The sequence below is a fragment of the Kribbella sp. NPDC058693 genome (genome assembly GCF_042715335.1).
Classification (GTDB): Bacteria; Actinomycetota; Actinomycetes; order Propionibacteriales; family Kribbellaceae; genus Kribbella; species Kribbella jiaozuonensis.
In genome coordinates, this window is the sequence record NZ_JBHXSQ010000003.1 from 1,405,238 (window position 1) to 1,428,952 (window position 23,715).

The window sequence follows — 23,715 nt, forward strand, 5'->3', positions numbered from 1 at the left end:
CAGCGCCTCCTCGAATCACCCCTACCCAAGCACGCAGGCAGGCCCGTTCCAACGATGAACGAGCCATCAGTTGACCCTGACCGCGCTGTCCCGTCAAGCGATTTGCTCGTAATTTACGAATTAATATTGACACCTGGGATCGTCCGCCGCAAGATCGTCCGCAACACACCACTTACTCGACTGGCATCGCCGGTCGGGCAGAGCTCAGGAGTTCGGCATGACGGGTCTGGCAGCAGATCGGCGGACGTTCCTCAAGGGACTCGGACTACTCGGGGCGGCCACGCTGGTCCCCGGATGCGCGACATCGACGAAGAGTCCGGGCAGCGGCGGCGCGGCGACCGGTGAGCTCTCGCTGCAGTCGAACCTGTCCAGCGAGCAGGCCAAGGCCGCGATGGAGAAACTGGTTGCCGCGTACAACAAGACCGGCGGGTCACAGGTCAAGCTGAACACGGTCGCCGCGGAGATCTTCCGGACCCAGCTGCCGACGTACCTGACCTCGGCGAACCCGCCGGACGTCTACACCTGGTACGCCGGGTCGGTCGCGGACTCGTACGCCAAGAAGGACCTGCTGCTCGACGTGACGAGCGTCTGGGACAGCATGGGCAACTACTCGAAGGCGATGCAGACGCTGTCCACCAGCAGCGCCGGCCAGAAGATCTTCGTGCCGACCAGCTACTACTGGTGGGGCATGTTCTACCGGAAGTCGAACTTCGCCAAGTGGGGCGTGACGCCGCCGAAGACCTGGGCCGAGTTCGTCGACGTCTGCAAGAAGATCCAGGGCAAGGGGATCCCGCCGATCGGCATCGGCCTCGGCGACACGCCGTGGGTCGCGTCGGCCTGGTTCGACTACCTGAACATCCGGATCAACGGCGCGCCGTTCCACCGCCAGCTGCTGGCCGGCGAGGGCGACTTCACCGACCCGAAGGTGAAGGCGGTCTTCACCAAGTGGCGCGAGGTGCTGCCGTACTTCGACCCGAAGGGCAAGTCGTTCCCGTTCCAGGAGGCGACCTCGGCGCTGCTCGCGGGCAAGACCGGGATGTTCCTGATCGGCACGTTCTTCGCGGACTCGGCGCCGAAGGACGCGCTCGACGACATCGACTTCTTCCAGTTCCCGATCATCGATCCCGCCGTACCGGTCGCCGAAGAGGCGCCGACGGACGGGTACTTCGCGTCGAAGAAGGTCAAGGATCCGGAGGGCACCAAGAAGTTCCTCGCCTGGCTGGCGACGCCGGAGGCGCAGAACATCTACGTGCAGAGCTCTTCCGGTACGGCGATCCCGGCGAACCCGGACGGGAAGTCCGCCGACACCGCGCTGGTCAAGAAGGGCAAGGCGATGATCGAGGGCGCTGCCGAGATCACGCAGTTCTTCAACCGCGACTCGAGCGACGCGCTCCAGCCGACAGCCGATGCCGCGCTCACCAAGTTCCTCGACAAGCCCGACCAGATCGACCAGATCCTCAAGGACTGGCAAGCGGCAGCACAGAAGGTCTTCAAGGCGTGACCGCAACAGCTGTGGGATCTCGGAGCCGGACCGGCAGCGGTTCGGCCTCGAGATCACGTCGTCGCGGTGTCTCACCGCTCATCCTGGCGTTCGTGCTGGTGCCGTTCGTCATCGAGGCGATCTGGGTGTTCTGGCCGGCGTTGCAGGGGTTCTGGCTGGCGTTGACCAGCTGGGACGGGTTGTCCGCGCCGCGGTTCGTCGGTTTCGGCAACTTCGGGGACATGGTCTCGGATCCGATCTTCCGTACTGCGCTGAAGAACACCGCGATCTGGCTGGTGCTGTTCGGTGGGTTGAGCGTGATCGGCGGCTTCGGGATGGCGTTGCTGTTGCAGCGCGAACGCCGCGGGGTCGGGATCTATCGGGCCGCGCTGTTCACCCCGGTCGTGTTCTCGCTGGTGGTCACGGCGCTGATCTGGCGCGTGTTCTACCAGCCGGATGGACTTGTCGACACGGTGTTCCGAACCGTTGGCCTGGGCAACTTCGTCCGCCCTTGGCTGGCTGACCCGGATACCGCGCTGTACGCCGTGATCGTGCCGGCGCTCTGGCGGCAGATCGGGTACGTGATGGTGCTGTACCTGGCCGGCCTGAAGGCGGTCGACCCCGCGCTGTACGAAGCGGCGAAGGTCGACGGTGCGTCTGCCTGGCAGCGCACGCGGTACGTGACGATCCCGCAGCTCAAGGGCGTCAACTCCGTCGTACTGTCGGTGATCGTGATCGACTCGCTGCGATCCTTCGACATCGTCTGGTCGATGACGAGGGGCGGCCCGTACCACTCGTCCGAGCTGCTCAGCACGTACATGTACTCGACCGCGTTCCAGTCCACCCAGCTCGGCTACGCGTCGGCGCTGGCTGTGGTGATCTTCGTACTCGCTCTGGCCGTGATCCTCGGTTACCTGATCCGCGCCTTCCGGGAGGAATCGTGATTCGCCGTACGGGGTACCACGTGGCGATGTCGATCGTGTCGTTCCTATGGGTCGCGCCGATCCTCTGGGTGATCGTGATCTCGTTCCGCAGCTTCGACGACGTCGCCGCGAACGGACTCGGATCGTTACCGCATTCGTTCACGTTCTCGACGTACAAGTCGGCGTGGGAGGACGCGGACGAGTTCCGGGCGCTGATCAACAGCCTGCTCGTGACGATCCCGGCGGTTCTGCTGAGCCTCGGGCTGGCGTCGATCGCGGCGTACGGGCTGGCGCGGTACAACATCCCGTTCCGGCGGACGATCTTGTTGCTGATGTTGATGGGGAACCTGCTGCCGCCGCAGATCCTGCTGATCCCGATCTCGCGGTTCGTGGAGTTGATCGGGTACTACGACACGCTGATCGCACTGATCGCGGTCCATGTCGGGTTCGGGCTCGGGTTCTACACGTTCGTGCTGCACGGGTTCATGCGGGACCTGCCGCGGGAGATCCAGGAGGCGGCGACGATCGACGGTGCGGGGCCGGGCCGGATCTACTCGAGTGTGATCCTGCCGCTGACGCGACCGGCGCTGGCGGCGCTGGGCGCGCTGTCGTTCACGTGGATCTTCAACGATCTGCTGTGGTCGATCACGGTCATCCGGTCCGGCGAGAAGATGCCGGTCACGCCGGCGCTGCTCGGGCTGCAGGGTCTGTTCGTGTCGTCGTGGAACGTGATCGCGGCCGGCACGGTGATCGCGGCGGTGCCTACGGTGGCGGTGTTCTTGCGCTTCCAGAAGCACTTCGTGGGCGGGCTGGCGATCGGAGCCGTCAAGTGAGGACGTGGACGCTCCGCGGTACGACGACGTCGTACGTCGTCGGCGTACCGGATCACGGGCTGTGGGCACGGCTGGTTGCCTGGGGCCCGCATCCCGTGGAGATCGTTGGCACGGAGCATTTCGTGCCGCGCGCGGATGTGGAGCCGCTGGAGTATGCGGTCCGCGGAGTCCGCTACACGTCGCCGGTCGACCTCGTCGTCAGCGGACCTGATGGATCGGACGAGCTCTGTCCCGTCTTCGACGAAGCAGCAACCGGCGAGGCCGGGGACGTCATCCCCGGGACCGAGCTGCAGTTGGTCTTCCGGGACGGCGCCCGGGGAGTGCGGCTCGAGTTGCACTACCTGGTGGTCGGGGACGTTGTCGAGCGATGGGTCTCCGTCGGCAACGACGGCGCCGACGAGCTCACGCTGCATCGGCACGACTCGGCCGGGTTCGTGGTGCCCGTTGGGAACACCATCAAATACTTGTGGGGCGAGTGGAACAGCGAGTTCCAGCAGGCCTCCGTGACGCTGCCGCGCGGCCGGTTCACGATCGGGAGTGCGCAGGGGATCACCGGGCATTCGTACTCGCCGTTCCTCGCCACCGATGGACCGGTCGCGTATGGCGTGCAGCTTGCGTGGTCCGGGTCCTGGGAGATGTCGGCGGATGTCGACACGACCGGGCTGCTTCGTATCCAGGCCGGTCGCAGCTCGTCGAGCTTGGGGCTACGGCTCGGTGTCGGGGAGACGTGGACCTCGCCTAAGGCTGTTGGCGCCTGTAGTGCCGAGGGTGCCGATGGGTTGGCGCGGGTGTTTCACGAGTACGAGCGCTCGATGTCGCGGAAGCGGACGCCGCATGTGTTGTACAACTCCTGGTTCGCGACCGAGTTCGACATCCGGGCGGAGCATCAGCTCGAGTTGGCGCGTCGGGCGGCGGGTGTCGGGGTCGAGACGTTCGTGGTCGACGACGGCTGGTTCATTGGCCGGTCTGACGACACGGGTGGGCTGGGGGACTGGGAGGTCGATCCGGCCAAGTTCCCCGACGGGCTCGACGGGTTCATCGCGCAGCTTCGCGGCCTGGGCCTCGACTTCGGTCTGTGGATCGAGCCCGAGTCGGTCAGCCCGTCGTCGCGGTTGGCTTCCGAGCATCCGGAGTGGATTCTGCGTACGGCGGGCCGCGAGCCGGTCCTGATCCGGAATCAGCTGCTGCTCGATCTCAGCCGGGACGATGTCCGGGAGTTCATCTGGAGCACGCTGGATCGGCTGCTGACGACGTACGACATCAAGTACCTGAAGTGGGATGCGAATCGGCCGCGGTTGGACAGCGGCGACCAGCGGCGGGATCTCGACGGGCTGGTGGTTTCGAATCTCTACGCGATCCTGGATCGGCTGAGGGCTCGGCACCCGGACGTGTACGTCGAGGGCTGCGCCGGCGGTGGCGCTCGGGTCGATCTGGGGATGGCATCTCGAGTGGACACGTTGTGGCCGTCGGACAACACGGCCCCGCTGGATCGGCTCAGGATTCAGGAGGGGTTCCGGACCGGGTTCGCACCGCATCTGATGAGCTCGTGGGTGACCGACGCCGTCGGCACGCACGACGGTCGTGAGCGGTCGCTCGATTTCCGGTTCCATGTCGCGATGGCCGGCGTACTCGGGATCGGCGCGGATCTGTCCCGCTGGACCGACGAGCAGTTGAAGACGGCAACCCGTCAGATCGAGCAGTACAAGGGCTTTCGAGAGTTGATTGCCGATAGCAAGGTCTATGGGCTGGCGGCCGGCGTGCAGTACGTCGGTCCGACGCGATCCGTGGTGTTCCTGTGGGAGACCGGCGACGGCAACGTGCGTGGCACGCTGCCGACCCGGCCGCGGCGGGTGCCGCTGGCCGGGCTGGATCCGGCCAAGAACTACCGGGTGGGCGACGACGTCCACGCGGGCAGCTACCTGCTGCAGGTCGGGGTCGCGTTCGACGGCCCGGCCGACTCGCAGTGCCTGATCGTCGAGGCACTGGACTGAACCCCCGTTCCGCTCAACGGAAGAGGTCTTACAGATGAGGCGATTCCTAGGTGGGGTGATCGCGGCGGCGCTGGTGGCCGGCGCGATCGCCACCACGACGACCCCGGCGGTGGCGGCTCAGGCCACCGCACCGGTCCTCAGCCCGACGCCGTACATGGGCTGGAACACGTACTACGGTCTCGGCGGCGACTTCACCGAGGACACGATCAAGTCGGTCGCGGACTCGCTGGTGAGCCGCGGGCTGGCGAAGGCCGGTTACGACATCGTCTGGCTGGACGGCGGTTGGCAGGCCGACCAGTCGCGCAGTGACGCCGGCGACCTGGTGCCGAACCCGGCCAAGTTCCCGAACGGGCTCAAGCCGCTCGTCGACTACATCCACAGCAAGGGCTTGAAGGCGGGCATCTACACCGACGCCGGTCCGTACATCCCGGGCAAGTGTGGTCTCGGCAGCGGCGGCCACTACCAGCACGACGCGGACACGTTCGCCGCCTGGGGATTCGACGCGGTCAAGGTCGACTACCTGTGCGGGATCGCGGCCAACCTGGACCCGAAGACGGTCTACACCGAGTTCGCCAAGGCGCTGCGGAACAACGCGAGCCACCGGCCGATGATCTTCAACCTGTGCAACCCGGTTACGTCGCCGGACTGGGGCAACTACCCCGAGTCCCAGCAGTCGATCAACTCCTGGTCGTACGCGCCGGGGATCGCGCAGTCGTGGCGCACGTACACCGACGTCGGCTTCCAGGGCGACATCAAGTTCAAGGACGTACTGCGCAACTACGACGCGAACGCGCGACACCCGGAGGTCGTGAAGCCGGGTGCGTTCAGCGACCCGGACTACCTCGCGCCCGAGCTCGGGATGACCGACGAGGAGTTCCGTACGCAGCTCACGCTGTGGGCGGTTGCGGCTGCTCCGCTGGTGGTCGGTAGCGACGTACGGAAGCTGTCTGCGACGACGGTTGGGATGTTGACGGATCCGGACGTCATCGCGATCAACCAGGACAAGGCCGCAATACAGGCAGTCCGGGTCGGTGCGGCGGGTACGACGGAGACGTGGGTCAAGCGGCTCGCTGACGGCAGCCGTGCCGTCGTACTGCTGAACCGGGGCGACAGCGCGAAGACGCTGACCACGACGGCGTCGGCGGTCGGTCTGCACGGCTCGCGGTTCACGTTGAAGAACGCCTGGACCAACAAGGTGACCGAAAGCGCCGGCGTGATCAGCGCCGCGGTTCCGGCACACGGTACGGCGCTCTTCCGCGTCGAGCCGGCCCGCGGCGTACCGGGGATCCCGCACGTGACCGCTGGGATTCCGCAGGTGACCAAGGTCGGTACGGATGCACAGCCGGAGGACGCTGCTCCGGTTGTTGCCGGTGGCGACGAGCTGACGGTTCAGGTGAACGTCCGCAACGACGGCGTACTGCCGGTCCTGCAGCCCACCGTGACACTTGCTGGTGGCACCGGATGGACGGTCAAGCCGTTGTCGAAGGCACCCGCCGTCCTTGCCGGTGGCAAGCAGGCGAACTTCACCTTCACGGTCAAGCTCCCCGCCGGCGTAGCCCCGGGCACCGCCGGCGTGACCGCGCAGACGGCATACCAAACGGTATTGTATGGCGTGCAGAAGCAGACGACCGTGCTGTCGTCCATCGTGATCGCGCCGGCGCCGCCGAGCGGGACTGTGCCGCTCTCGCACCACGACTGGATCACGGCCACCAGCGGGTGGATGTCGCCGACGATCGACGAGAGTGTCGGCGGCGGTAACCCGATCAAGCTCACCGGTACGACGTACCCGACCGGGATCGGCGTCGCGTCGCCGTCGCTGATCCGCTACTACCTCGGCAAGTCGTGCTCGCGGCTGACCGGTGTGGCCGGTATCGACGATGTGGTCAGCAACGTCGGACCGGAGGGTGGCACGTCCACGTTCCAGGTCGTCGGCGACGGCAAGGTCCTGTTCGACAGCGGGACCGTCGACCGCTTCACCCCGAAGCAGTTCGACGTCGACCTCACCGGCGTACGCGTCCTCGACCTCGTCGTCGGCGACGCAGGCGACGGCGGCTACAACGACCGCGCCGACTGGGCAGCACCCACCGCAACCTGCTGAAGTTGTGAGAAGGGGCGGACCTTTGCGGGTCCGCCCCTTCTGCTATTTCCAGTCGACTTCGGTTGACTTGAGCCAGGTCCAGCTGCGGTTGCGCCAGGCCGGGGACTGCTGTGCGAGGCGTGCGGAGTACTCCGGCCAGTCGGTGACCGTCTCGTGCGCCCACCCCTTCTCCGCGGCGCCGGGCAGACGCGGGAGGAGCATGAGCTCGAGATCTTCGGCGGTGACGATCGACTCACACCAGATCGCCGCCTCCACGCCGATCACCTGCTCGACGGACTCGACGCCTCGCAGGTCCGTGACTGGGTCCCAGGAGATTCCGTCCTGGATCGACGCCGGCCCGTAGAACTGGAGGCCGAGCCGTTCGCGGGCCTCCTCCTGGGCCGGGTCACTCGTGGCGTCCTTGTGGGGACGGTCGAAGTACAGCCAGGTTGTCGGAGAGGCGAGGATGCGGGCACCGGCGGCGAGCGCCTTCGGTACATCGTGCCTTGCCTTCTGGAGACCCTCGACCAGGATCGGGAGCAGGTCGTCCGGCAGGTCGGACGGCGCGGAGGCGGCGTCCATGGAGTCGAGGTCGACGTCCATCCAGTACTGGACCACGTCCGCGGGGTCGATGGCGGCCCGCGCGATCTCCTGCCAGCCGACGACCTGCTTGCCGCGAGCGCGGACCAGAGCCGCGGCCCGTTCGACGAATGCAGCGTGTTCCTCGTCGGACATCCCCCACGCCTCGTCACCGCCGATGTGCACGAAGGCGGACTGCGGGAACTGCGGAATGATCGCGTCCAGCACGTCCTCCACGAACGCCCAGGTCTCGTCGAGACCGGGCTGCAGCGTGCTCAGTTGCATGCTCGCGCCGTTGCCCAGATCAACGGTCCGGATCTGCGCCGGAGCCAGCTCCGGGTACGCCGTGAAGACGGAGGTGGTGTGCCCCGGCATATCGATCTCCGGCACGACGGTCACGAACCGCTCGGCGGCGTACGCCACCAACTCAGCCAACTCCGACCGCGAGTAGTACCCGCCGGGCCGGTCGTCGATCGCCCCCTTCGCCGCAACATCCGTGAGAGCCGGCCGCGACGGCACCTCAACCCGCCAGCCCTGGTCGTCCGTGAGGTGCAGATGGAGCACGTTCAGCTTGTACAGGCTCAGCATGTCGATAACCCGGCGTACCTCGTCAGGCCCGTGGAACGTCCGCACGACATCAAGCGACAACCCACGCCAGGCGAACCGCGGCCCGTCGACAATCCGCCCAGCAGGCAGCACCGCGACCCCGTCCTGCACATGTGCGGAGATCAACTGGCGGAGCGACGTGAGGCCGCGATGGACTGCCTCCGGCGTCGACCCCCACACTCGAATGCCGTCGTCGGTGATCTGCAGGCCGTGGCGCTCGTCGACCTCATCGCCATCGGCACGCACTCCGGCCGCTGTTGGTACGCCGTCAACGGGCTCGAGCGCGAGCGTGATGCCGGTGTCGCCGGTCAACGTGAGGCCGGTGTCGAGCGCGACGTCCGCGGCGAAGCGCTCGGCAACTCCGGCGAGCTCGGCAGGTGGCGCGGCGATGCCGTGCCCCGCGCCGACAGCGAACGAGCCGTCGGATGTGGACGAGGAGGCGGGTGCGGGAATGACAGGAAGGTTCACGGGGCTCCCCAGGTCAGGTGGTGCCAGCAGCCTACGTCCCGGCGCCGACCGGACAAACGTTCGGCGGAAAGATCGCGCCCGCGAATTTGCCAGAATGGTAGAAAACTGCCTGTAACGGTCCGCATCCGCCCCGCGATGTTACAGACTGTAAAGGGGTGGCTGTGCATTTCCGTAAGCTCTGGGGATCGTCGGAATGCAGTACCACAGGAATCCGATGATCGCGGGGGCGAATGATGGAACCGATCAGTATTGCCGCTGTCACGGCGGTGGCGATGAAGTATGTGATCCCGGCGATCCGGGAATTGGGCGCACAGGTGCTGGAGAAGTCCACCGACACGGCCAGTGATTCGGTGGTCGGGTTCGGGCGGCGGGTCCTGCAGTTGCTGCTCGGCGGGCGGACGCGGGGAGACCAGCCGGTGCTCGAAGCGGCGATCGCAAGCCAGGTCGTCGCGGTCGCTGCGGATCCCGCACAGCCGAAGGCCTCCGAGCAACTGAAGCTTGTGATCGAGGACCTGCTGGACGCGGACCCGGCGCTGCTCAAGACCCTGTCGGAGTTGCTCGATCGTGCTCCGGACAAGAGATCGGTGTACGTCGGTCGAGACAACAGCGGACCGATCGTCAACGGCGACGGCAACACCGTGTTCGGTCGCTGACCGCCATGACCGATCAGGCGGACGGCCACGTAAGCATCGGCAGAGACAACTTCGCGCCGATCATCAACGGCAACAACAACACCTACCACGCAGTCGAACCGCTGCACGTGACCGCGGCGAGACACCGAGCCGCCGGACTGCGGCAGTTACGCCTTGGTTTGCCGTCCGAGGCCGCCGGAGAATTCCGGTCGGCGCGCACCGCCGAACCGGGAAACCCGGACGACTACTATTTCGGTGCGATCGCCGAACTCGGCGGAAAGAAGGCGTTCCTGGCGCCGCTGCGTTGCGTTCGGGCGGCCGATGTTCTGATTCACGGTGCGCTCGACCTCGAAGACCGGCCGGAGTTCCATTACTTTCTCGCCTATCTGCGTTTCGACTACTACGCGCGCAAACATCTGCGGCCGCCGGCGCCGTGGCAGGTGCCGTTCGCCGAGGCGTGGGCCAAAGGTCTGACCCAGAGTCGGATCGACTCGTTGTTCACCTTGTTGTCGGTGGAAGATCCACTGCCGGCCGTCCGGTGATGGGGGGAGCCGGGTCAGCAGATCCGGTCCGTCACCGTCGGCCGATTTCATTCGAGCTCTGCCCTGGGAGGGGACGGCATGGCTGACATCAACTACGCACAGAACGAGAAGTACTTCAAACCGGTGTCCTACAAACCCGGCATCATCAGCATCGTGATCGGCGTGCTGCTGCTGTTCTTCGCCAGCTTCGGTCCGGTGGTGATCGGTCTGCTGCTGATCGGGCTCGGGTGCTACCTGATCTACCGCCAGACGGCGGACCGGCCCACCGATGCCGACTTCGACCACCAGATCAGCATCGCACTGGGCGGCCTGCGGAAGCGCGCGCTCGAGAAGCTCGACCTGGACGAGAGCGAGGTCGAACTGATCAAGCCCGTCATCGTCGGCGGCAAGATCTTCGGTGGCACCAGTGACGTGAAGCGGGGCAAGGACGGGATCTACCGCACCAGCGAGTGCGAGGGGATCGTGATCTTCTTCGCCGAGCAGGAGCTGCACGCCTTCAAGTACCAGGTCTCGCTGGTGAACTCCGCCCGGACCAAGGAATCCACCGACGTGTACTTCTACCGGGACGTCGTCTCGGTCTCGACACGCTCCGACTCGATCCCGGTCCGGGTCGACCAGACGCAGGTGCCGGTACACCTCGACGTGTTTCGGTTGACCACGTCGGGCGGGACGAACATCGAGTGCTCGATGGGCGCGGCCATCACCAGCAGCGACAACGAGATCCGCGCGGCGCGGCAACTGATCCGCGACAAGAAGATCAACGCGTCCTGACGCGACGCCAACTCCGCCAGGGCCCGATCCTGGCGGAGTTGGACGACAGTCATCCCGCGAGCTTGCGGCAGTACAGCGCGTCCGGCGTACCGCTGGAGCCGAGTCGGGTGGTGAAGGCTAGGCCGGCGGCGTATTCGTCGTTGGCGCATTGGCCTTTGTAGTTGCCGGTTGCGAAGTCGCCGCCGGTGCCGCTTCGGTTGTCGCCGCGGTCGAACCAGATGGTGCGGGCGGTTGAGCCGAGGGATTGGGAGGTGGCTGTGCAGAGGGCGGAGGAGACGCGGGCGCCGCGGACGCTGTAGCCGGTCAGGTAGAAGTTCGGCGGGCATTCGTACTTCGTGTAGCCGGAAGCCCAGTCGGACGAGACATGGCTCTCGTCCTTCACGACCTCGTATGCGCTCGACGGGGTCGGTCCGCCGGAGCGGCAGAGGCCGCGGTTGGCGGTGTGGCTGAGGCCGATCAGGCGGAGGCCGTCGGGGCAGGCGGCTTTGCGGGCGCCGTTGTCCCAGTCGCCGGCTGCGCGCATCCGGAGGGATTCCACGAAGTCGCCGTGGTCCGGGCTGAGCATCTTCCAGATCGTTGCCGTGTCGACCGGTCCGGTCTTGCTCGGTGCGTTCATCAGTCGGGTCCAGGCGGACGCGCGCCAGTCGTCGCCGTCGTACAGGCCGATGCGGTGGCCGGTGGAGTCCCACGCCAGCAGGGCCCAGCCGTTGTCCGGGGTGCCCTCGGTGTTGTGCCAGCCGACCAGCGGCCAGTACGCGAAGTCTGCGTCGGTGCGGATCAGTTGATCGACGAAGTGCTCGAACCAGGCGCGCTGCAACGTTCCCGTCCCCTGACGGCCGATGCCGAACTCGCTGATCCAGAGCGGCGCGGTGAAGTGACCCTCTTCGCCGGTGACGAAGAACGCCTGCCGGTTCAGCTCACTGATCAGTTCCTCCGGCGACAGATCGCGGTACCGCGGATCACTCGTCTCACCCGTGCCGGTCGCGCCGCTGTGGCGTGGGCCGGTGTAGTCGTAGAAGTGCGCCGAGTACACGAGCTTGTCGGAGGCAACCAATGTGTGGGACAGGTAGCGCGCCGGGGTCAGTGTCGGCCGGTCGTGCGGGAAGCCGTCGACCGGGATGCCAGTCCAGTTGATGCCTTCGACAACGATCAGCAGGTTCGGGTTTGCCTCGGTGAGGATCCGGTCGCCGAGGTGCTGGGACGCGGCGAACCAGTCGTGGTCGTCGCCGAGGCCCCAGTTCGGGTCGTCGAGGACGTTGCGCCGTACCTCGTTGTAGAGGTCGGCGCCGACGACGCGCGGGTTGGTCTTGTAGCGGTTGACCATGAACAGCCAGTCGTTCTCCCAGGTGTCGGTCGACTGGCTCGCGTTCCAGCGTTCGTTGCCGTCCACCCCGCAACACCAGCGGGTCGTGTTGGTGTGGTTGTTGAGGATGACCGCGAATCCGGCGGCGGTCAGCTGCTGTACGACGACGTCGTACACCTGGAGCGGTGTCTTGCCGGCCAGGCTCGGGTTCGCGGCGACGGCGGCGGCCGGGATCGGTGCGGTGTCGTGGATCATCTCGTTCGAGAACTGGAGGCGGATGCTGTTCAGTCCGAGTTCGGCGAAGCCGGAGATGATGTCGGCGATCGGGGCTCGATCGAGCCCTAGCGGCATCCGGTGGCTGTTCTCACCGGCGTGATGGTTGGCGTTGTCGTTCTGGTCGCCGGAGCCGTTCCAGGTGCCGCTGGCGCCGTGCCAGTTGCCTGACTTGAGGCGGAAACGGTTGCCGTTGGCGTCGACGATGTAGCGACCGCGGGTGCTCAACGGGGGAGTCCAGTCGGCGACGAGCAGAGCGGACGCGCGGGCCGGAACGGAGGCGGTCGCGGGGACTGTCGGGCTGATGACGGCCAGGAGCATGGCGATGACTGCAGACGGGGCGATTCTGCGCATGTTCCGATCGTCCGGGCTCGTGGTGGTCGGCGCCCGTGGGCCCGGCGCGTCGCACCGGGCCGACGGTGGCTACTTCACGCTGCCGATGACCTTGAGTGAGATGACGGACAGGTTCGGGACGGTTGTTTCGCCGCCGAGCTGGGTGTCGTAGGACAGCGAACCCAGGACCTGGATGTTCGCCTGGAAGAGGTCGTCCTCGACCAGGTCGGAGACGTCGGCGGAGAGGTTGGTCAGGACGGTGTTGGTCGGGTAGTCGACGAAGCCGTACTCCACCTTGTGTTTCACGCCGTCGACGTCGGCCCGGAAGGCGTCCTCGCCGGTTGCGGCGTCGAACTGCGTGACGCGGCCGTAGACGACGTAGGCCTCGCCGATGTGGTCGTCGGGGCTCTTGGCGATCTTCGCCCACTGGCGCGCGGTGAGCTTCTTGTAGGTGGTCTTGGTGGTCTTCGGCGCCGTGGTTGGTTTGGTGTCGGTTGGTGGCTTGGCTGGTGGAGCTGTCACGATGACGGTTGTCGGCGGGGCGGTGACCTCTACCGGCTTGCCTGGGATCGTCACGGTGGTTGTCGGTGCGGGCAGGTCCGCCGAAGCGGTCGGCTGCTTGCCGGCGCCCGCGTTGCCGGCCGCGGCGCCGAAGGCGAACAGGATCAGGCCGGACAACACAGCCCACCCGACCTTCGCACCCTGCGAGAGCGGCTTCCTCTTCGACCCCGGTCCCGGCGGCTGCGGCGAGGACGGCGCCTGACGCGGCGGGTACGGCGGCTGAGGTGGCTGCTGTGGTGAGTGGTACTGCGGGAATTGCGGTTGGTTCGGGTCGTGCGGATGCTGCTGAGACATGATGATTCCTTCCCCCCGGTCCCCGAGCCCCCCTCGGGATCCGCCACTACGGTAACGGTGAGTGATCATTTTGCCTAGACCAGAACGCATTGTGTTGGCGGACGACCGGGTCGTCGAGATCTGGGAAGGCGGCGACCCGGCAGGCGAGCCGGTGATCTTTCACCACGGGACGCCGTCCGGGCGGCTGCAGGCATCGCTCGGTGACGGGGCCGCGCGGCGGTGTGGGGTGCGGCTGATCTCGTTCAGTCGGCCGGGGTACGGCGGGTCGACGTACACCTCGCCGAGCTTGGCGTCGGTTGGTCACGACACCTTGCTGGTTGCTGACCAGCTGGGCGTCGGCGAGTTCGCCGTACTCGGTGCTTCGGGTGGTGGGCCGTACGCGATCGCCACCGGGCTTGCGGATCCGCAACGGGTGAAGGCGGTTGGGCTTGCGGGCGGGGTCGGGCCGTGGCGGTTGATCGAGCCAGCGGATCCGGACGACCCGGATCTGCCGCTCCTCGCGTTGGTGGATGCGGGTGATGTCGTCGGTGCGCTGGACGGCTTCCGTGAGCAGGCGGCGCAGGACTTCGACCGGATGCTGAGCCTCGACGACGCGGACGTGGTTGATGCGTTCTTCGAGGGAGTGCCGGGGGAGGAGCTCGGCTGGCTGGACGCGGCGGCGCGTGAAGTCTGGGCGGCCGACATGCGTGAGGCGCTCGCGTCGTACGACGGTTATGCGCGCGACAACGTGGCCTGGGGAGGTCCGTGGGATGTGGATCCCACGGAGCTCACCGTGCCGACGTGGTTGTGGTACGGCGAGACGGACCGAATGGTGCCGCCCTCACACGGCCGTTGGTTCGCCCAACGGATCCCGCACGCCACGCTGATCGTCCGCCCCGGCGAGGGCCACGGCCGGACGATCTTCGGGCACTGGGACGAGCTGTTCAGCGCGCTCGGTGCAGGGCGGCCGGCTGTTTGAGGTACCGCGGCCTCGTTCATCCGGTGGGGATGAGGCGTCGGCCTTGTCGTCGGTCGAGGCTGCAGGTGACGGACAGACCGACCAAGGGAGTGCACGATGGCGACACTGACGGTGTGGAAGTTCGAGAGCCCGACAGCAGCCCAGGACGCGGTCGGAACATTGGAGATGCTGGCCAAACAACAGCTCATCCAGGTGCACGACGCGGCGACGGTGTCCTGGGAGCCGGGCAAGAAGAAGCCCAAGACCCGGCAGTTGCACAGCCTCGCCGGCGCCGGGGCGATGGGCGGCATGTTCTGGGGCATGCTGTTCGGGCTGATCTTCCTTGTTCCGTTCCTCGGTGCGGCCATCGGTGCCGCGACCGGTGCGCTGGCGGGATCGCTGAGCGACGTCGGCATCGACGACAACTTCATCAAGTCTGCCCGCGACAAGATCACCCCCGGAACCTCGGCACTCTTCCTGATGTCGAGCGACGCTGTCGGCGACAAGGTGAAAGCGGCTTTCGACGAGCGCGGGCTGCGGCCCGAGCTGATCGAGTCGAACCTCTCGGCCGAGCAGGAGGCCGAACTGCGCGAGATGATCGCCCAGTAGCGGGCTCCGGAACCGCATAGCGCCCGCCGGCGCGCGTGACGACGCGGCGCCGAGCCGGCGGAACAGGCTCGCCCTGATGCTCACACGATGATCGCAATGAGGCTCTGCGCCAGGGTCATCGCCGGCACCAGGGCGAGCTGCCGGTTCGCCTTCGTAGGAACAGCCGGGATGGGGGAGAGCAGCATGCTGCGCAGGGTGTCGTCAGAGTTCCCGGATCCTGTCCCGCCGACCTGCCAGGGTCTGCCCGGCAGCATCTCCCCGGGCGCACCCACAGCGGATCCGGCCGACGGCACCTTGCCGATCGGACCTACCCGGATCCTGCGCTACCGGCTCGACACGCCGCTCCTCGACGTCATCGGGCTCAGCTGCCTGCTACGGATCAAGCATCCGGCGCCGACGGTCAGTTCCTCGTTGCGGATCCTTCAGCTCGGGGACGCGTTCGACCTGGGACTCGAGCCACTGACGACCCGCCAGGCCCTCATCCGGGTCAAGCTGCAACGGGTCGTTCATGACCTGGGTCAGTTGCCGACACCCAGCACGCGCTTCACGGAGTTGCGCCTCGACTGGCACACCAGCGGCAAGACCTTCCTGCGCGTGGACGGCAGGCTGGTCGGCTATCACGACCGGCTCGGTCGAAATCACCGGCTCAGCATCGAGGAAGTCACCTTCGGCTCGGACACGGGGGCGCCGGCGGCGCAGTACCAGTTGGACGAGTTCTCCGTACGGGTGCTCCTCAGCCGGCCGCGCTGGCCGCGCCGGCACACGACGGTCGTGCGCCGGCCCTGACGCCGAGCGGATCCACGGGCGGCTGCCGCTTACGCCATCGGTGGTACGCGCTCTTCGGTCGCGCTGGGTTGAGTGTTGCCCTGCTGGCCGTCCCAGGCGGCGTCTTCGGAGCGCCGGCCGATCCGGTCGCGCGCCTCACCCCACCCGGAGGTCAGCGCGTACAGCACGGCGATGTCCAGCGCGACCATCAGCAGTGACCACACCGGGTAGGCGCCGAGCGACAGGATCTGCAGTACGGCGTGCAGCCCCACGAGGATGATCGCCGTGATCCTGGCCCACGACTGCGCCGCCAGCACACCGCATCCTGCGGCCAGCAGGAGCAGCCCGGAGATCAGCAGAACCCATCCCCAGCCGGTCAGGTCCACGACGACGAAGTGCTCCGGCGTGATCACCAGACGCTCGTCGTTGAACAGAGCAACAAATCCTTCGAACACGTTGACCAGCCCGGTGATGACGAGCATCACACCCGCGAACACGACCAAACCGGTCATGGCCGCCCCGGCCCGTTTCGCAGCCATTTCGACATCCCCCTTCGTGCGTCATGCACCGCCGGAACCGGCGGCTCCTCCTCTGGATGGTGTCGCCGTCGCCGCACCCGCACCTCACCCCACGCGGATGAATCCGGCCGCCGGGCCGCTGCGGCTGACGGCTCTTGGCGCCATCCACCCCTCAGAGAATGACACCAAGAGCGACGCCGGCGGGTGCGTCCGGATCGATCCTGACGATTCGTCGCACGCTCCACCTATAGGCCCACCGTAGGCGCGGTCGGCCGGACCCGCGTCATCCCCGGCGGACGATCTCGTCCCGTCGGTACCTGTCACTCGGTCGGGCGCCGGGCTCCGTGGATGTAGGGCAACGGGTCACCGGACGCGCGCGCACCCGAGGCGAACCAGGCCGCGAGTCCGCGCGGCGATCGCCGCTCGAGTTCGTCGAGGTACTGCTGCCGCCGCGCGATCAGGGTCAAGCGCTCGTATGCCGACGACGCCGCCTCCAGCTGGACGAAGCTCCGGCGCCACGCCAGGCAGAGCGCCTCGTCGTCGAGGTGACCAAGATCCGACTGCGCCTCCGCTGCCGGCGTTGTCTCCGTCCGCGGTTGCCCCTGTGCGGTCGGCTGCTCCTCGGCGGGCCGGATCGGGACCGCGCCGTCCGGCTGGCGCTGTTGCGACGGATGGCCGCCGGCCGCGAACCATCGGGTTCGGACCCACGTGACGAGCGCCGGCGTCGTACCGATCAGAATCAGCACGATCAACAGGCCGAGAGCGCCGAAGGCTCCGACCAGTCCGGCCACCGCCGGTCCGAGAACAGCGCCGGCAACTGTCGTCAGGGTGATCTTGCGCGTCGCTCCCTGGACGAAGTCGCCCGACCAGATCGATGAGGCGACGACGGCCGCCACCAGCGCGCCGAGCCCCACGAAGACGACTGTCGCCGACACCCCCCATTGGGCGAGCACACAGACTGTTCCGACCCCGGCCACCAGACAGGCACACCACCACCAGACCAGCCGGCCCACGCCTCGTGGTCCGCGGGCGTCGGGTTGTTCGGCACCGGATCGCCGCTGCGCCTCACTCACCCTCAGGAATGTGTCATTTTCAGGCCGGGCCTGCCTCATCCTCGCCGGATGAGGCAAGCGGGGCCGACTGGGCGAAGGCTGGAGCCGAGGATTCCATCGAGGGGAGACGGCCATGTCGCATTCCACGTCGAACTCCACGAAATCGAGCGAAGCAGCTGACGTGGCTGAACCGGGCCGGAGGCACGGTGTCCCGCCCACCATGATGTCGGGCTGGGTGGGCTGGATCGCGTTCGCCGGCGTGATCATGGTGCTGCTCGGGGTCTTCCATGTGCTCCAGGGACTCGTGGCGCTGTTCGAGGACGGCTACTACCAGGTCGAGAAGTCGGGGCTCGCCGTGCAGGTCGACTACACGGTCTGGGGTTGGGTCCACATCGTCGGTGGTGTCGTCATCGCCGCAGCCGGACTGGCCGTGTTCGCCGGCAAGATGTGGGCCCGGATCGTCGGTGTCCTGGTGGCCATGGCGAGTGCGATCGTGAACGTCGGATTCCTGGCCGCCAGTCCGGCCTGGTCGCTCACGATGATCGCGATGAACCTGCTGATCATCTGGGCGCTGACTGCCCACGGGCGCGAGATCGCCGAGTAGCCACCGACGACCTCACGACGTCCCGCGGCCCCCGTGCAGGGCGGCGAGCTCCTTCAGGTACAGGGCGCTCCGTTTGGGCGTTCGGCTCTGGGTTTCGTAGTCGACGCGGACGATGCCGAAACGCTTGACGTAGCCGTAGGCCCATTCGAAGTTGTCCATCAGCGACCAGGCGAGGTAGCCGCGGATGTCGGCGCCCTGCTCGATCGCGTTGGCCACGGCGGTGAGGTGGGAGGTGAAGTACGCCGTACGGTCGATGTCGTCGACGAAGCCCTCGGCGTCGGGGACGTCCTCGAAGGCAGAGCCGTTCTCGGTGACGACCATCGGGAGGCCGGGGTAGTCGCGGGCGATGCTGAGCAGGAGGTCGGTGAACCCTTCGGGGACGATCTCCCAGTCCATCGCGGTGCGCGGCTTGCCGAGCGGTACGTCGCGACTGACGGGCAGGCCGCTTGCGTCGAGAGTGCTGCCATCCTCGGCGTACCCGGTGAACTTCTGGCTGAAGTAGTAGTTGACGCCCAGGACGTCGATCGGCGCCGAGATGATCTCGAGGTCGCCGTCCTCGATCGGCAGCTCGACACCCTCACGGGCGAGATCCGCGACCACATCGGCCGGGTAGTGGCCGTGCACCAGCGGGTCGAGGTAGATCCGTCGGCCCATCCCGTCGGCCCGGCGCGCGGCGTCGACATCCGGCTCTGCGTCCGAGGCGGGGTACGCCGTGGCGACGTTGAGCGTGATGCCGATGTCGAGCTTGCGGGGTGAGGCCGTGCGCATCGCCTCGGTTGCAAGTCCGTGGGCGAGGAGCAGGTGGTGTACGGCGGCGATCGCGGCCGGGTACTCGCGCCGCCCCGGAGCATGTGCGCCGTACGCGTAGCCGAGCATGGCCGAGCACCAGGGCTCATTCAGCGTCGTCCAGGTGTCGACCCGGTCCTTCAACGCGTCGAACACCAGCATCGAGTACTCCGCGAACCGGTACGCCGTATCACGCACCGGCCAGCCGCCCGCATCCTCGAGCTCCTGGGGCAGATCCCAGTGGTACAGCGTCACCCACGGGTCGATGCCCTGGGCAAGCAGCTCGTCGACCAGCCGGTCATAGAACCCGATACCGGCCGGATTCACCGGACCCTTGCCATGCGGCTGCACCCGCGGCCACGCGACCGAGAACCGATAGGTATCCAGGCCGAGATCCTTGATCAGGGCAACATCGGCCGGCATCCGGTGATAGTGGTCGCAGGCAATATCCCCGGTGTCACCGTTGTCGATCGCACCGGGCACCCGGCAGTAGGTGTCCCAGATCGACGGCGTCCGGCCGTCCGCGCTGATCGCGCCCTCGATCTGGTACGCCGACGTCGCGACACCCCAGCGGAATCCGGACGGGAGTCCCGCGACCAGCTCAGAATCGTTGCTCATAATCGCCTTTCTAAGCCGTGCGGCCGGGGAGCCAGCACGCGACGGAACGGGTGGGGTCGTTGCGTGCCGCCGGAATTCCCAGCACGGGAATCTCCGTGGAGCAACGCTCGAAGGCCTGCGGACACCGCGGATGGAAGGAACACCCGGACGGCATGCCCCGAAGGTCCGGTGGGGAGCCGGGAATTCCGGCGAGCTCCCGGCGTTCGCCACGCAACGCCGGGAAGGACTTCAGCAGGCCCTCGCTGTAGGGATGCAGCGAGTCTTTGTACAGGTCGCCGGAGCGCGCCTGCTCGACGATACGGCCGCCGTACATGATCGCGATCCGGTCCGAGAACTCGACCAGCAGCGACAGGTCGTGCGTGATGAAGAGGACCGAGAAGCCGAGGCGTTCCCGCAGTTCCACCAGCTGCGCCAGGATCTGCCGCTGCATCACCACGTCGAGCGCGGTGGTCGGCTCGTCCATGATCACGACCTGCGGCTCGAGGACGAGCGCCATCCCGATCATCACCCGCTGCCGCATGCCGCCGGAGAGCTGATGCGGGTACGCGTCCATCCGGTCGGCCGAGATCCCGACCAGCTTGAGCATCTCCTGCGCTCGTGCGATGCGTGCCGACGGACTCAGCTGCGGCTCGTGTGCCTTGACCACGTCGATCATCTGGGTGGAGATCTTGTGCACCGGGTTCAGCGAGTTCATCGCGCCCTGGAACACGATCGACGTCTCGGCCCAGCGGAACTTCCGCAGCTCCGCATCGGTCAGCGCCATCACGTCGTACGAGTCGCCGGTCGGCGGGTGGTAGATCACCGAGCCGCCGCTGATCACGCCGGGCGGCGGCAGCAGTCGCGTCACGCCGTACGCCAGCGTCGACTTCCCGCTACCGCTCTCGCCGGCCAGGCCGAGTACTTCGCCGCGGTGCAACGTCAGCGTCACATCGCGGACCGCCTGCACCGCCTCGTCGCCGAGGCCGTAGTCGACATGGAAGTTCTTGATCTCGAGTACGGGCGTCTTCACGCGACCTCCTCCTGATGACTGCGAGGTACGACGGGGGTCACCGGCTCGCGCGACGACGAGAGGACCGGGGTGAACCCGACCCGCATCCGGACCGAATGGCCGTCCTTGGTCTTCACCCGGGTGTGACCGCTGGACCGCAACCGCGGGCTGACGAACTCGTCGATGCCGAAGTTGATCAGCGACAGCGCCGTACCGAGAACCGCGATCGCCAGGCCGGCCGGGACGAACCACCACCACGCGCCTTGAGCCAACGCCTGCTGGCTCTGCGCCCAGAACAGGATCGTGCCCCAGTTCCACTCGGAGATCGTCGAGATGCCGATGAACGCCAGCGTGATCTCGGACATCACCGCGAAGATCACCGTACCGACGAAGCCGGACGCGATGATCGCGGTCAGGTTCGGCATGATCTCGAAGGTGATCAGCCGCCAGGTGCTCTCACCCGTCGCTCGCGCCGCCTCGACGTAATCGCGCCGTCGCAAGGACAACGTCTGGGCGCGAAGCACCCGCGCACCCCAGGCCCACGAGGTGAAACCGATGACCAGGGCAACCATCAGGTCGCCGGCCGATGGGATGGTCGAGGCAACGATGATGATCAGCGGCAGCGCCGGGATCACCAGGAAGACGTTCGACAACGCGGACAGGCTGTCGTCCGCGGCGCCGCCGAGGAAGCCCGCGCTGACGCCGATCAGGATCGACAACGTAGTCGCGACCAGGCCGGCCAGCAGGCCGACGAACATCACCCCACGCGTGCCGACGAGAACCTGGCTGAAGATGTCCTGGCCGAGGTGCGTCGTACCGAACCAGTGCTTGCCCGACGGCGGCTGGATCAGGTCACTGCTGCGCGCCGACGGGTCGAACGGCGCGATCCACGGGCCGATGATCGCGATCAGGCAGAAGAACGCGAGTACGACGAGGCCGGTCGCGGCCTTCGGGTTCGCGATGAACCGCAGCCGGCGGCGCTTGGCGGGAACAGCCGCGACTTCCGGCCCTTCCGGGGTGACCGCGGTGATGGTGCTGGTTGGTGCGGACACGTCAGCCCTCCTTCCGGGTACGCGGGTCGAGCAGCAGGTAAGCAACATCGGCCAGCAGGTTGGCGACCAGGACCGACAGCGTGATCACCAGGAAGACGCCCTGCATCAGCGGATAGTCCTTGGCGCCGACGGCCTGGAACAGGTTGTAGCCGATGCCCGGGTACGAGAAGACGATCTCGACCAGCAGCGTGCCGCCGACGATGAAGCCGAGCGACAACGCGAAGCCGGAGACGTTCGGAAGCAGAGCGTTGCGGGCGGCGTAGCTGACCATCACCCGCCGCTCGGAGAGGCCCTTCGCATGCGCGACGGTGATGTAATCCTCCGAAGCGACCGTCACCATCATGTTCCGCATGGTCAGGATCCAGCCGCTGACCGACGAGATCAGGATCGTCAGCGCCGGCAGCAGACTGTGCTGGATCGCGCTGCCGATGAACTCCGCGGTCCAGCCCGGCACCAGACCGGGTTCGTACCCGCCGGACGACGGGAAGAAGCTGTCCGGACCGGCCAGCAGCGTGATCGCGAGCAGACCGAGCCAGAAGTACGGGATCGACGACAGGAAGGTTGTCACCGGCAACAAGCCGTCCATGATCGAGCCGCGCCGCCAGCCGGCGATGACGCCGAGCGACGTACCGATCATGAAGCTGGCGAACGTCGTGATGCCGACCAGCGCGATCGTCCACGGCAGGCTCTGCTTGAGGATGTCCGCGACCGGCGTCGGGAAGAACGTGAACGAGAGCCCGAGGTCGCCGTGGAACACCTGACCCCAGTAGTCGACGTACTGGCTCCAGAGCGACGCGTTCTTGTCCAGGCCGAACAGCACGTACAGCGAGTTGATCGCCTCGGTGCTCATCTGGCCCTGGAACTTGTTGATCAGCGAGGTGACCGGGTCGCCCGGGATCAGTCGCGGGATGAAGAAGTTGATGGTCAGCGCGGCCCACGCGGTGAAGACGTAGAACGCCAGCCGTTGCAGGAGGAACTTCATCGAGTAGCCCCTTCCTCGTAGAGCCAGCACGCGGCCCAGTGACCCTGGGCGGGCAGCTCGAAGCGGGGCGGCAGCTCGGTCGAACACTTCGGCATCGCGTGCACGCAGCGCGGGTGGAACCGGCAGCCGGTCGGCGGTGCGATCAGGCTGGGCGGTTCGCCGCCGGCCTGGTCCTCCGGCGTACTGAGCTCGCCGAGGCGGTCGGGGTCGGGCGCGCTGTCGATCAGCAGTTGCGTGTACGGGTGGGCCGGGTGCTGCGTGACGGTTTCCGATTCGCCGCCCTCGACCAGGCGTCCGGCGTACATCACCAGGGTCTCGTCGGCGAAGTACCGAGCGGACGCGATGTCGTGGGTGATGTAGAGGATGGCGAGGTTGAGCCGTTCCTTCAGGTCACGCAGGAGATTGAGTACGCCGAGGCGGATCGAGACGTCGAGCATCGAGACGGGCTCGTCCGCGAGCAGCGCCTCGGGATCGGCGCCGAGCGCGCGGGCGATCGAAACCCGTTGCCGTTGGCCACCGGACAGCTCGTGCGGGAACTTGTCGAGGTACCGCTCGGGCGGCGTGAGCTGCACGCGCTCCAGCAGGTCGCGGAGGTTCTGCTCGAGTTCGCCGGCGCGACCGTGGATCTTCAACGACCGGGTCAGGTGGTACCGGACGGTGTGCGTCGGGTTCAGCGAGGCGAACGGGTCCTGGAAGATCATCTGCACGCGGCGCGCATACGCGCGGAACTTGCGGCCGCCGCGCACCGTGACCGACTCGCCGTGCAGCCGGATGTCACCGGCCGTCCGCCCGTACAGCTGGGCCATCAGCCGCGCGACCGTCGACTTGCCCGATCCGGACTCGCCGACCAGCGCGGTCACCCGGCCCCGGCGGAGCGTGAGCTTGATGTCGTCGACCGCGTGCACGACCTTGTGCTCGCGGGACAGCAGATCGCGGACGCCCCGTCGTACCGGGAAGTGTTTCGTGAGGCCTTCCGCCTCCAGAACGACCTCGGTCTCGGTGACCGTCATGGGTCTCCAATCGTGGGTCCGCGGCGCCAGGGGGAGACCCTGGCGCCGCGGGGCGCATAACTGGGGGCCGGGGGGGGTGAGGTTGTGGGTGGTAGGCAGAGGGGGAGGCGGGGTAGGCGGCGCCGGCC

The 23,715-nt window shown here is 67.1% G+C and carries 22 protein-coding genes; 12 read left to right on the forward strand and 10 right to left on the reverse strand.

Annotated features, from left to right (window positions below; all coding sequences use genetic code 11):
* The first annotated feature begins 217 nt into the window (after positions 1-217).
* The 5 genes from ACFWUU_RS24990 to ACFWUU_RS25010 all read left to right on the forward strand — a co-directional run bounded on the left by ACFWUU_RS24990 (position 218) and on the right by ACFWUU_RS25010 (position 7,325).
* Positions 218-1,501: an extracellular solute-binding protein gene (locus ACFWUU_RS24990; protein ID WP_380178683.1), complete on the forward strand. Its 1,284-nt coding sequence runs from the start codon at positions 218-220 to the stop codon at positions 1,499-1,501.
* A gap of 92 nt (positions 1,502-1,593) precedes the next feature.
* Positions 1,594-2,424 (forward strand): carbohydrate ABC transporter permease, encoded by an 831-nt coding sequence (locus tag ACFWUU_RS24995; protein WP_380178686.1) that lies wholly within the window; start codon positions 1,594-1,596, stop codon positions 2,422-2,424.
* The gene (locus ACFWUU_RS25000; RefSeq protein ID WP_233715073.1) at positions 2,421-3,236 is read left to right on the forward strand and encodes a carbohydrate ABC transporter permease; all 816 of its coding nucleotides are present in this window, start codon (positions 2,421-2,423) and stop codon (positions 3,234-3,236) included. The genes ACFWUU_RS24995 and ACFWUU_RS25000 overlap by 4 nt, the downstream gene beginning before the upstream one ends.
* The gene (locus ACFWUU_RS25005; RefSeq protein WP_380178689.1) at positions 3,233-5,227 is read left to right on the forward strand and encodes an alpha-galactosidase; all 1,995 of its coding nucleotides are present in this window, start codon (positions 3,233-3,235) and stop codon (positions 5,225-5,227) included. Before ACFWUU_RS25000 ends, ACFWUU_RS25005 begins: the two co-directional genes overlap by 4 nt.
* 34 nt (positions 5,228-5,261) lie before the next feature.
* Positions 5,262-7,325, forward strand: coding sequence for an NPCBM/NEW2 domain-containing protein (locus ACFWUU_RS25010; RefSeq protein ID WP_380178691.1), 2,064 nt, complete (start codon positions 5,262-5,264; stop codon positions 7,323-7,325).
* A 42-nt stretch (positions 7,326-7,367) separates the two neighbouring features.
* Here ACFWUU_RS25010 and ACFWUU_RS25015 read toward each other — a convergent pair whose 3' ends face one another.
* Positions 7,368-8,957: a beta-N-acetylhexosaminidase gene (locus ACFWUU_RS25015; RefSeq protein WP_380178693.1), complete on the reverse strand. Its 1,590-nt coding sequence runs from the start codon at positions 8,955-8,957 to the stop codon at positions 7,368-7,370.
* Positions 8,958-9,229: 272 nt separating this feature from the next.
* Here ACFWUU_RS25015 and ACFWUU_RS25020 point away from each other — a divergent pair, with 272 nt between their 5' ends.
* The 3 genes from ACFWUU_RS25020 (at position 9,230) to ACFWUU_RS25030 (ending at position 10,902) form a co-directional block, all read left to right on the forward strand.
* Complete coding sequence (locus ACFWUU_RS25020; RefSeq protein ID WP_380178695.1) at positions 9,230-9,610, forward strand: hypothetical protein; 381 nt, start codon at positions 9,230-9,232, stop codon at positions 9,608-9,610.
* 5 nt (positions 9,611-9,615) lie between these two features.
* A complete protein-coding gene (locus ACFWUU_RS25025) occupies positions 9,616-10,131 on the forward strand; it encodes a hypothetical protein (protein ID WP_380178697.1) in 516 nt (171 codons plus the stop codon).
* Positions 10,132-10,209: 78 nt separating this feature from the next.
* On the forward strand, positions 10,210-10,902 hold the full coding sequence (locus ACFWUU_RS25030; protein WP_137258123.1) for an intracellular growth attenuator family protein: 693 nt from the start codon (positions 10,210-10,212) through the stop codon (positions 10,900-10,902).
* Positions 10,903-10,951: 49 nt separating this feature from the next.
* Here the strand turns inward: ACFWUU_RS25030 and ACFWUU_RS25035 are convergent, their stop codons facing one another.
* Together ACFWUU_RS25035 and ACFWUU_RS25040 are read right to left on the reverse strand one after the other, a co-directional pair.
* Positions 10,952-12,832, reverse strand: coding sequence for a glycoside hydrolase family 5 protein (locus tag ACFWUU_RS25035; RefSeq protein ID WP_380178699.1), 1,881 nt, complete (start codon positions 12,830-12,832; stop codon positions 10,952-10,954).
* Positions 12,833-12,901: 69 nt separating this feature from the next.
* Positions 12,902-13,666, reverse strand: coding sequence for a hypothetical protein (locus tag ACFWUU_RS25040; RefSeq protein ID WP_380178701.1), 765 nt, complete (start codon positions 13,664-13,666; stop codon positions 12,902-12,904).
* Positions 13,667-13,727: 61 nt separating this feature from the next.
* On the opposite strand from ACFWUU_RS25040, the gene ACFWUU_RS25045 reads away from it, so the two are divergent.
* The 3 genes from ACFWUU_RS25045 (at position 13,728) to ACFWUU_RS25055 (ending at position 15,998) form a co-directional block, all read left to right on the forward strand.
* The gene (locus tag ACFWUU_RS25045; protein WP_380178703.1) at positions 13,728-14,624 is read left to right on the forward strand and encodes an alpha/beta fold hydrolase; all 897 of its coding nucleotides are present in this window, start codon (positions 13,728-13,730) and stop codon (positions 14,622-14,624) included.
* 96 nt (positions 14,625-14,720) lie between these two features.
* Positions 14,721-15,212 carry a DUF1269 domain-containing protein gene (locus tag ACFWUU_RS25050; RefSeq protein ID WP_137258119.1) on the forward strand — a complete coding sequence of 164 codons (492 nt, stop codon included), beginning with the start codon at positions 14,721-14,723 and terminating at the stop codon, positions 15,210-15,212.
* 183 nt (positions 15,213-15,395) lie between these two features.
* Positions 15,396-15,998: a hypothetical protein gene (locus ACFWUU_RS25055; protein WP_380178705.1), complete on the forward strand. Its 603-nt coding sequence runs from the start codon at positions 15,396-15,398 to the stop codon at positions 15,996-15,998.
* 29 nt (positions 15,999-16,027) lie between these two features.
* Here ACFWUU_RS25055 and ACFWUU_RS25060 read toward each other — a convergent pair whose 3' ends face one another.
* Positions 16,028-16,516, reverse strand: coding sequence for a hypothetical protein (locus tag ACFWUU_RS25060; RefSeq protein ID WP_380178707.1), 489 nt, complete (start codon positions 16,514-16,516; stop codon positions 16,028-16,030).
* Positions 16,517-16,815: 299 nt separating this feature from the next.
* Positions 16,816-17,568, reverse strand: coding sequence for a hypothetical protein (locus tag ACFWUU_RS25065; protein WP_380178709.1), 753 nt, complete (start codon positions 17,566-17,568; stop codon positions 16,816-16,818).
* A gap of 160 nt (positions 17,569-17,728) precedes the next feature.
* On the opposite strand from ACFWUU_RS25065, the gene ACFWUU_RS25070 reads away from it, so the two are divergent.
* The gene (locus tag ACFWUU_RS25070) at positions 17,729-18,151 is read left to right on the forward strand and encodes a hypothetical protein (RefSeq protein WP_137258115.1); all 423 of its coding nucleotides are present in this window, start codon (positions 17,729-17,731) and stop codon (positions 18,149-18,151) included.
* Between the two features lie 12 nt (positions 18,152-18,163).
* On the opposite strand, the gene ACFWUU_RS25075 is transcribed toward ACFWUU_RS25070, so the two are convergent.
* Genes ACFWUU_RS25075 through ACFWUU_RS25095 form a run of 5 tightly spaced genes read right to left on the reverse strand, consistent with a single transcriptional unit; the run spans position 18,164 to position 23,587 of the window.
* Complete coding sequence (locus ACFWUU_RS25075) at positions 18,164-19,555, reverse strand: GH1 family beta-glucosidase (protein WP_380178711.1); 1,392 nt, start codon at positions 19,553-19,555, stop codon at positions 18,164-18,166.
* Positions 19,556-19,565: 10 nt separating this feature from the next.
* A complete protein-coding gene (locus ACFWUU_RS25080; protein ID WP_380178713.1) occupies positions 19,566-20,564 on the reverse strand; it encodes an ABC transporter ATP-binding protein in 999 nt (332 codons plus the stop codon).
* Positions 20,561-21,595, reverse strand: coding sequence for an ABC transporter permease (locus tag ACFWUU_RS25085; RefSeq protein WP_170989954.1), 1,035 nt, complete (start codon positions 21,593-21,595; stop codon positions 20,561-20,563). The genes ACFWUU_RS25080 and ACFWUU_RS25085 overlap by 4 nt, the downstream gene beginning before the upstream one ends.
* A gap of 1 nt (position 21,596) precedes the next feature.
* Positions 21,597-22,577, reverse strand: coding sequence for an ABC transporter permease (locus tag ACFWUU_RS25090; protein WP_137258111.1), 981 nt, complete (start codon positions 22,575-22,577; stop codon positions 21,597-21,599).
* On the reverse strand, positions 22,574-23,587 hold the full coding sequence (locus tag ACFWUU_RS25095; protein WP_137258110.1) for an ABC transporter ATP-binding protein: 1,014 nt from the start codon (positions 23,585-23,587) through the stop codon (positions 22,574-22,576). Before ACFWUU_RS25095 ends, ACFWUU_RS25090 begins: the two co-directional genes overlap by 4 nt.
* Positions 23,588-23,715: the final 128 nt, after the last annotated feature.

Excerpts from the sequence above, each read along its gene's own strand:
- ACFWUU_RS24990 (WP_380178683.1), top strand. The coding sequence starts at position 218 with ATGACGGGTCTGGCAGCAGATCGGCGGACGTTCCTCAAGGGACTCGGA.
- ACFWUU_RS25010 (WP_380178691.1), top strand. The coding sequence starts at position 5,262 with ATGAGGCGATTCCTAGGTGGGGTGATCGCGGCGGCGCTGGTGGCCGGC.
- ACFWUU_RS25020 (WP_380178695.1), top strand. The coding sequence starts at position 9,230 with ATGAAGTATGTGATCCCGGCGATCCGGGAATTGGGCGCACAGGTGCTG.
- ACFWUU_RS25025 (WP_380178697.1), top strand. The coding sequence starts at position 9,616 with ATGACCGATCAGGCGGACGGCCACGTAAGCATCGGCAGAGACAACTTC.
- ACFWUU_RS25030 (WP_137258123.1), top strand. The coding sequence starts at position 10,210 with ATGGCTGACATCAACTACGCACAGAACGAGAAGTACTTCAAACCGGTG.
- ACFWUU_RS25035 (WP_380178699.1), bottom strand. The coding sequence starts at position 12,832 with ATGCGCAGAATCGCCCCGTCTGCAGTCATCGCCATGCTCCTGGCCGTC.
- ACFWUU_RS25040 (WP_380178701.1), bottom strand. The coding sequence starts at position 13,666 with ATGTCTCAGCAGCATCCGCACGACCCGAACCAACCGCAATTCCCGCAG.
- ACFWUU_RS25050 (WP_137258119.1), top strand. The coding sequence starts at position 14,721 with ATGGCGACACTGACGGTGTGGAAGTTCGAGAGCCCGACAGCAGCCCAG.
- ACFWUU_RS25055 (WP_380178705.1), top strand. The coding sequence starts at position 15,396 with ATGCTGCGCAGGGTGTCGTCAGAGTTCCCGGATCCTGTCCCGCCGACC.
- ACFWUU_RS25060 (WP_380178707.1), bottom strand. The coding sequence starts at position 16,516 with ATGGCTGCGAAACGGGCCGGGGCGGCCATGACCGGTTTGGTCGTGTTC.
- ACFWUU_RS25075 (WP_380178711.1), bottom strand. The coding sequence starts at position 19,555 with ATGAGCAACGATTCTGAGCTGGTCGCGGGACTCCCGTCCGGATTCCGC.
- ACFWUU_RS25090 (WP_137258111.1), bottom strand. The coding sequence starts at position 22,577 with ATGAAGTTCCTCCTGCAACGGCTGGCGTTCTACGTCTTCACCGCGTGG.
- ACFWUU_RS25095 (WP_137258110.1), bottom strand. The coding sequence starts at position 23,587 with ATGACGGTCACCGAGACCGAGGTCGTTCTGGAGGCGGAAGGCCTCACG.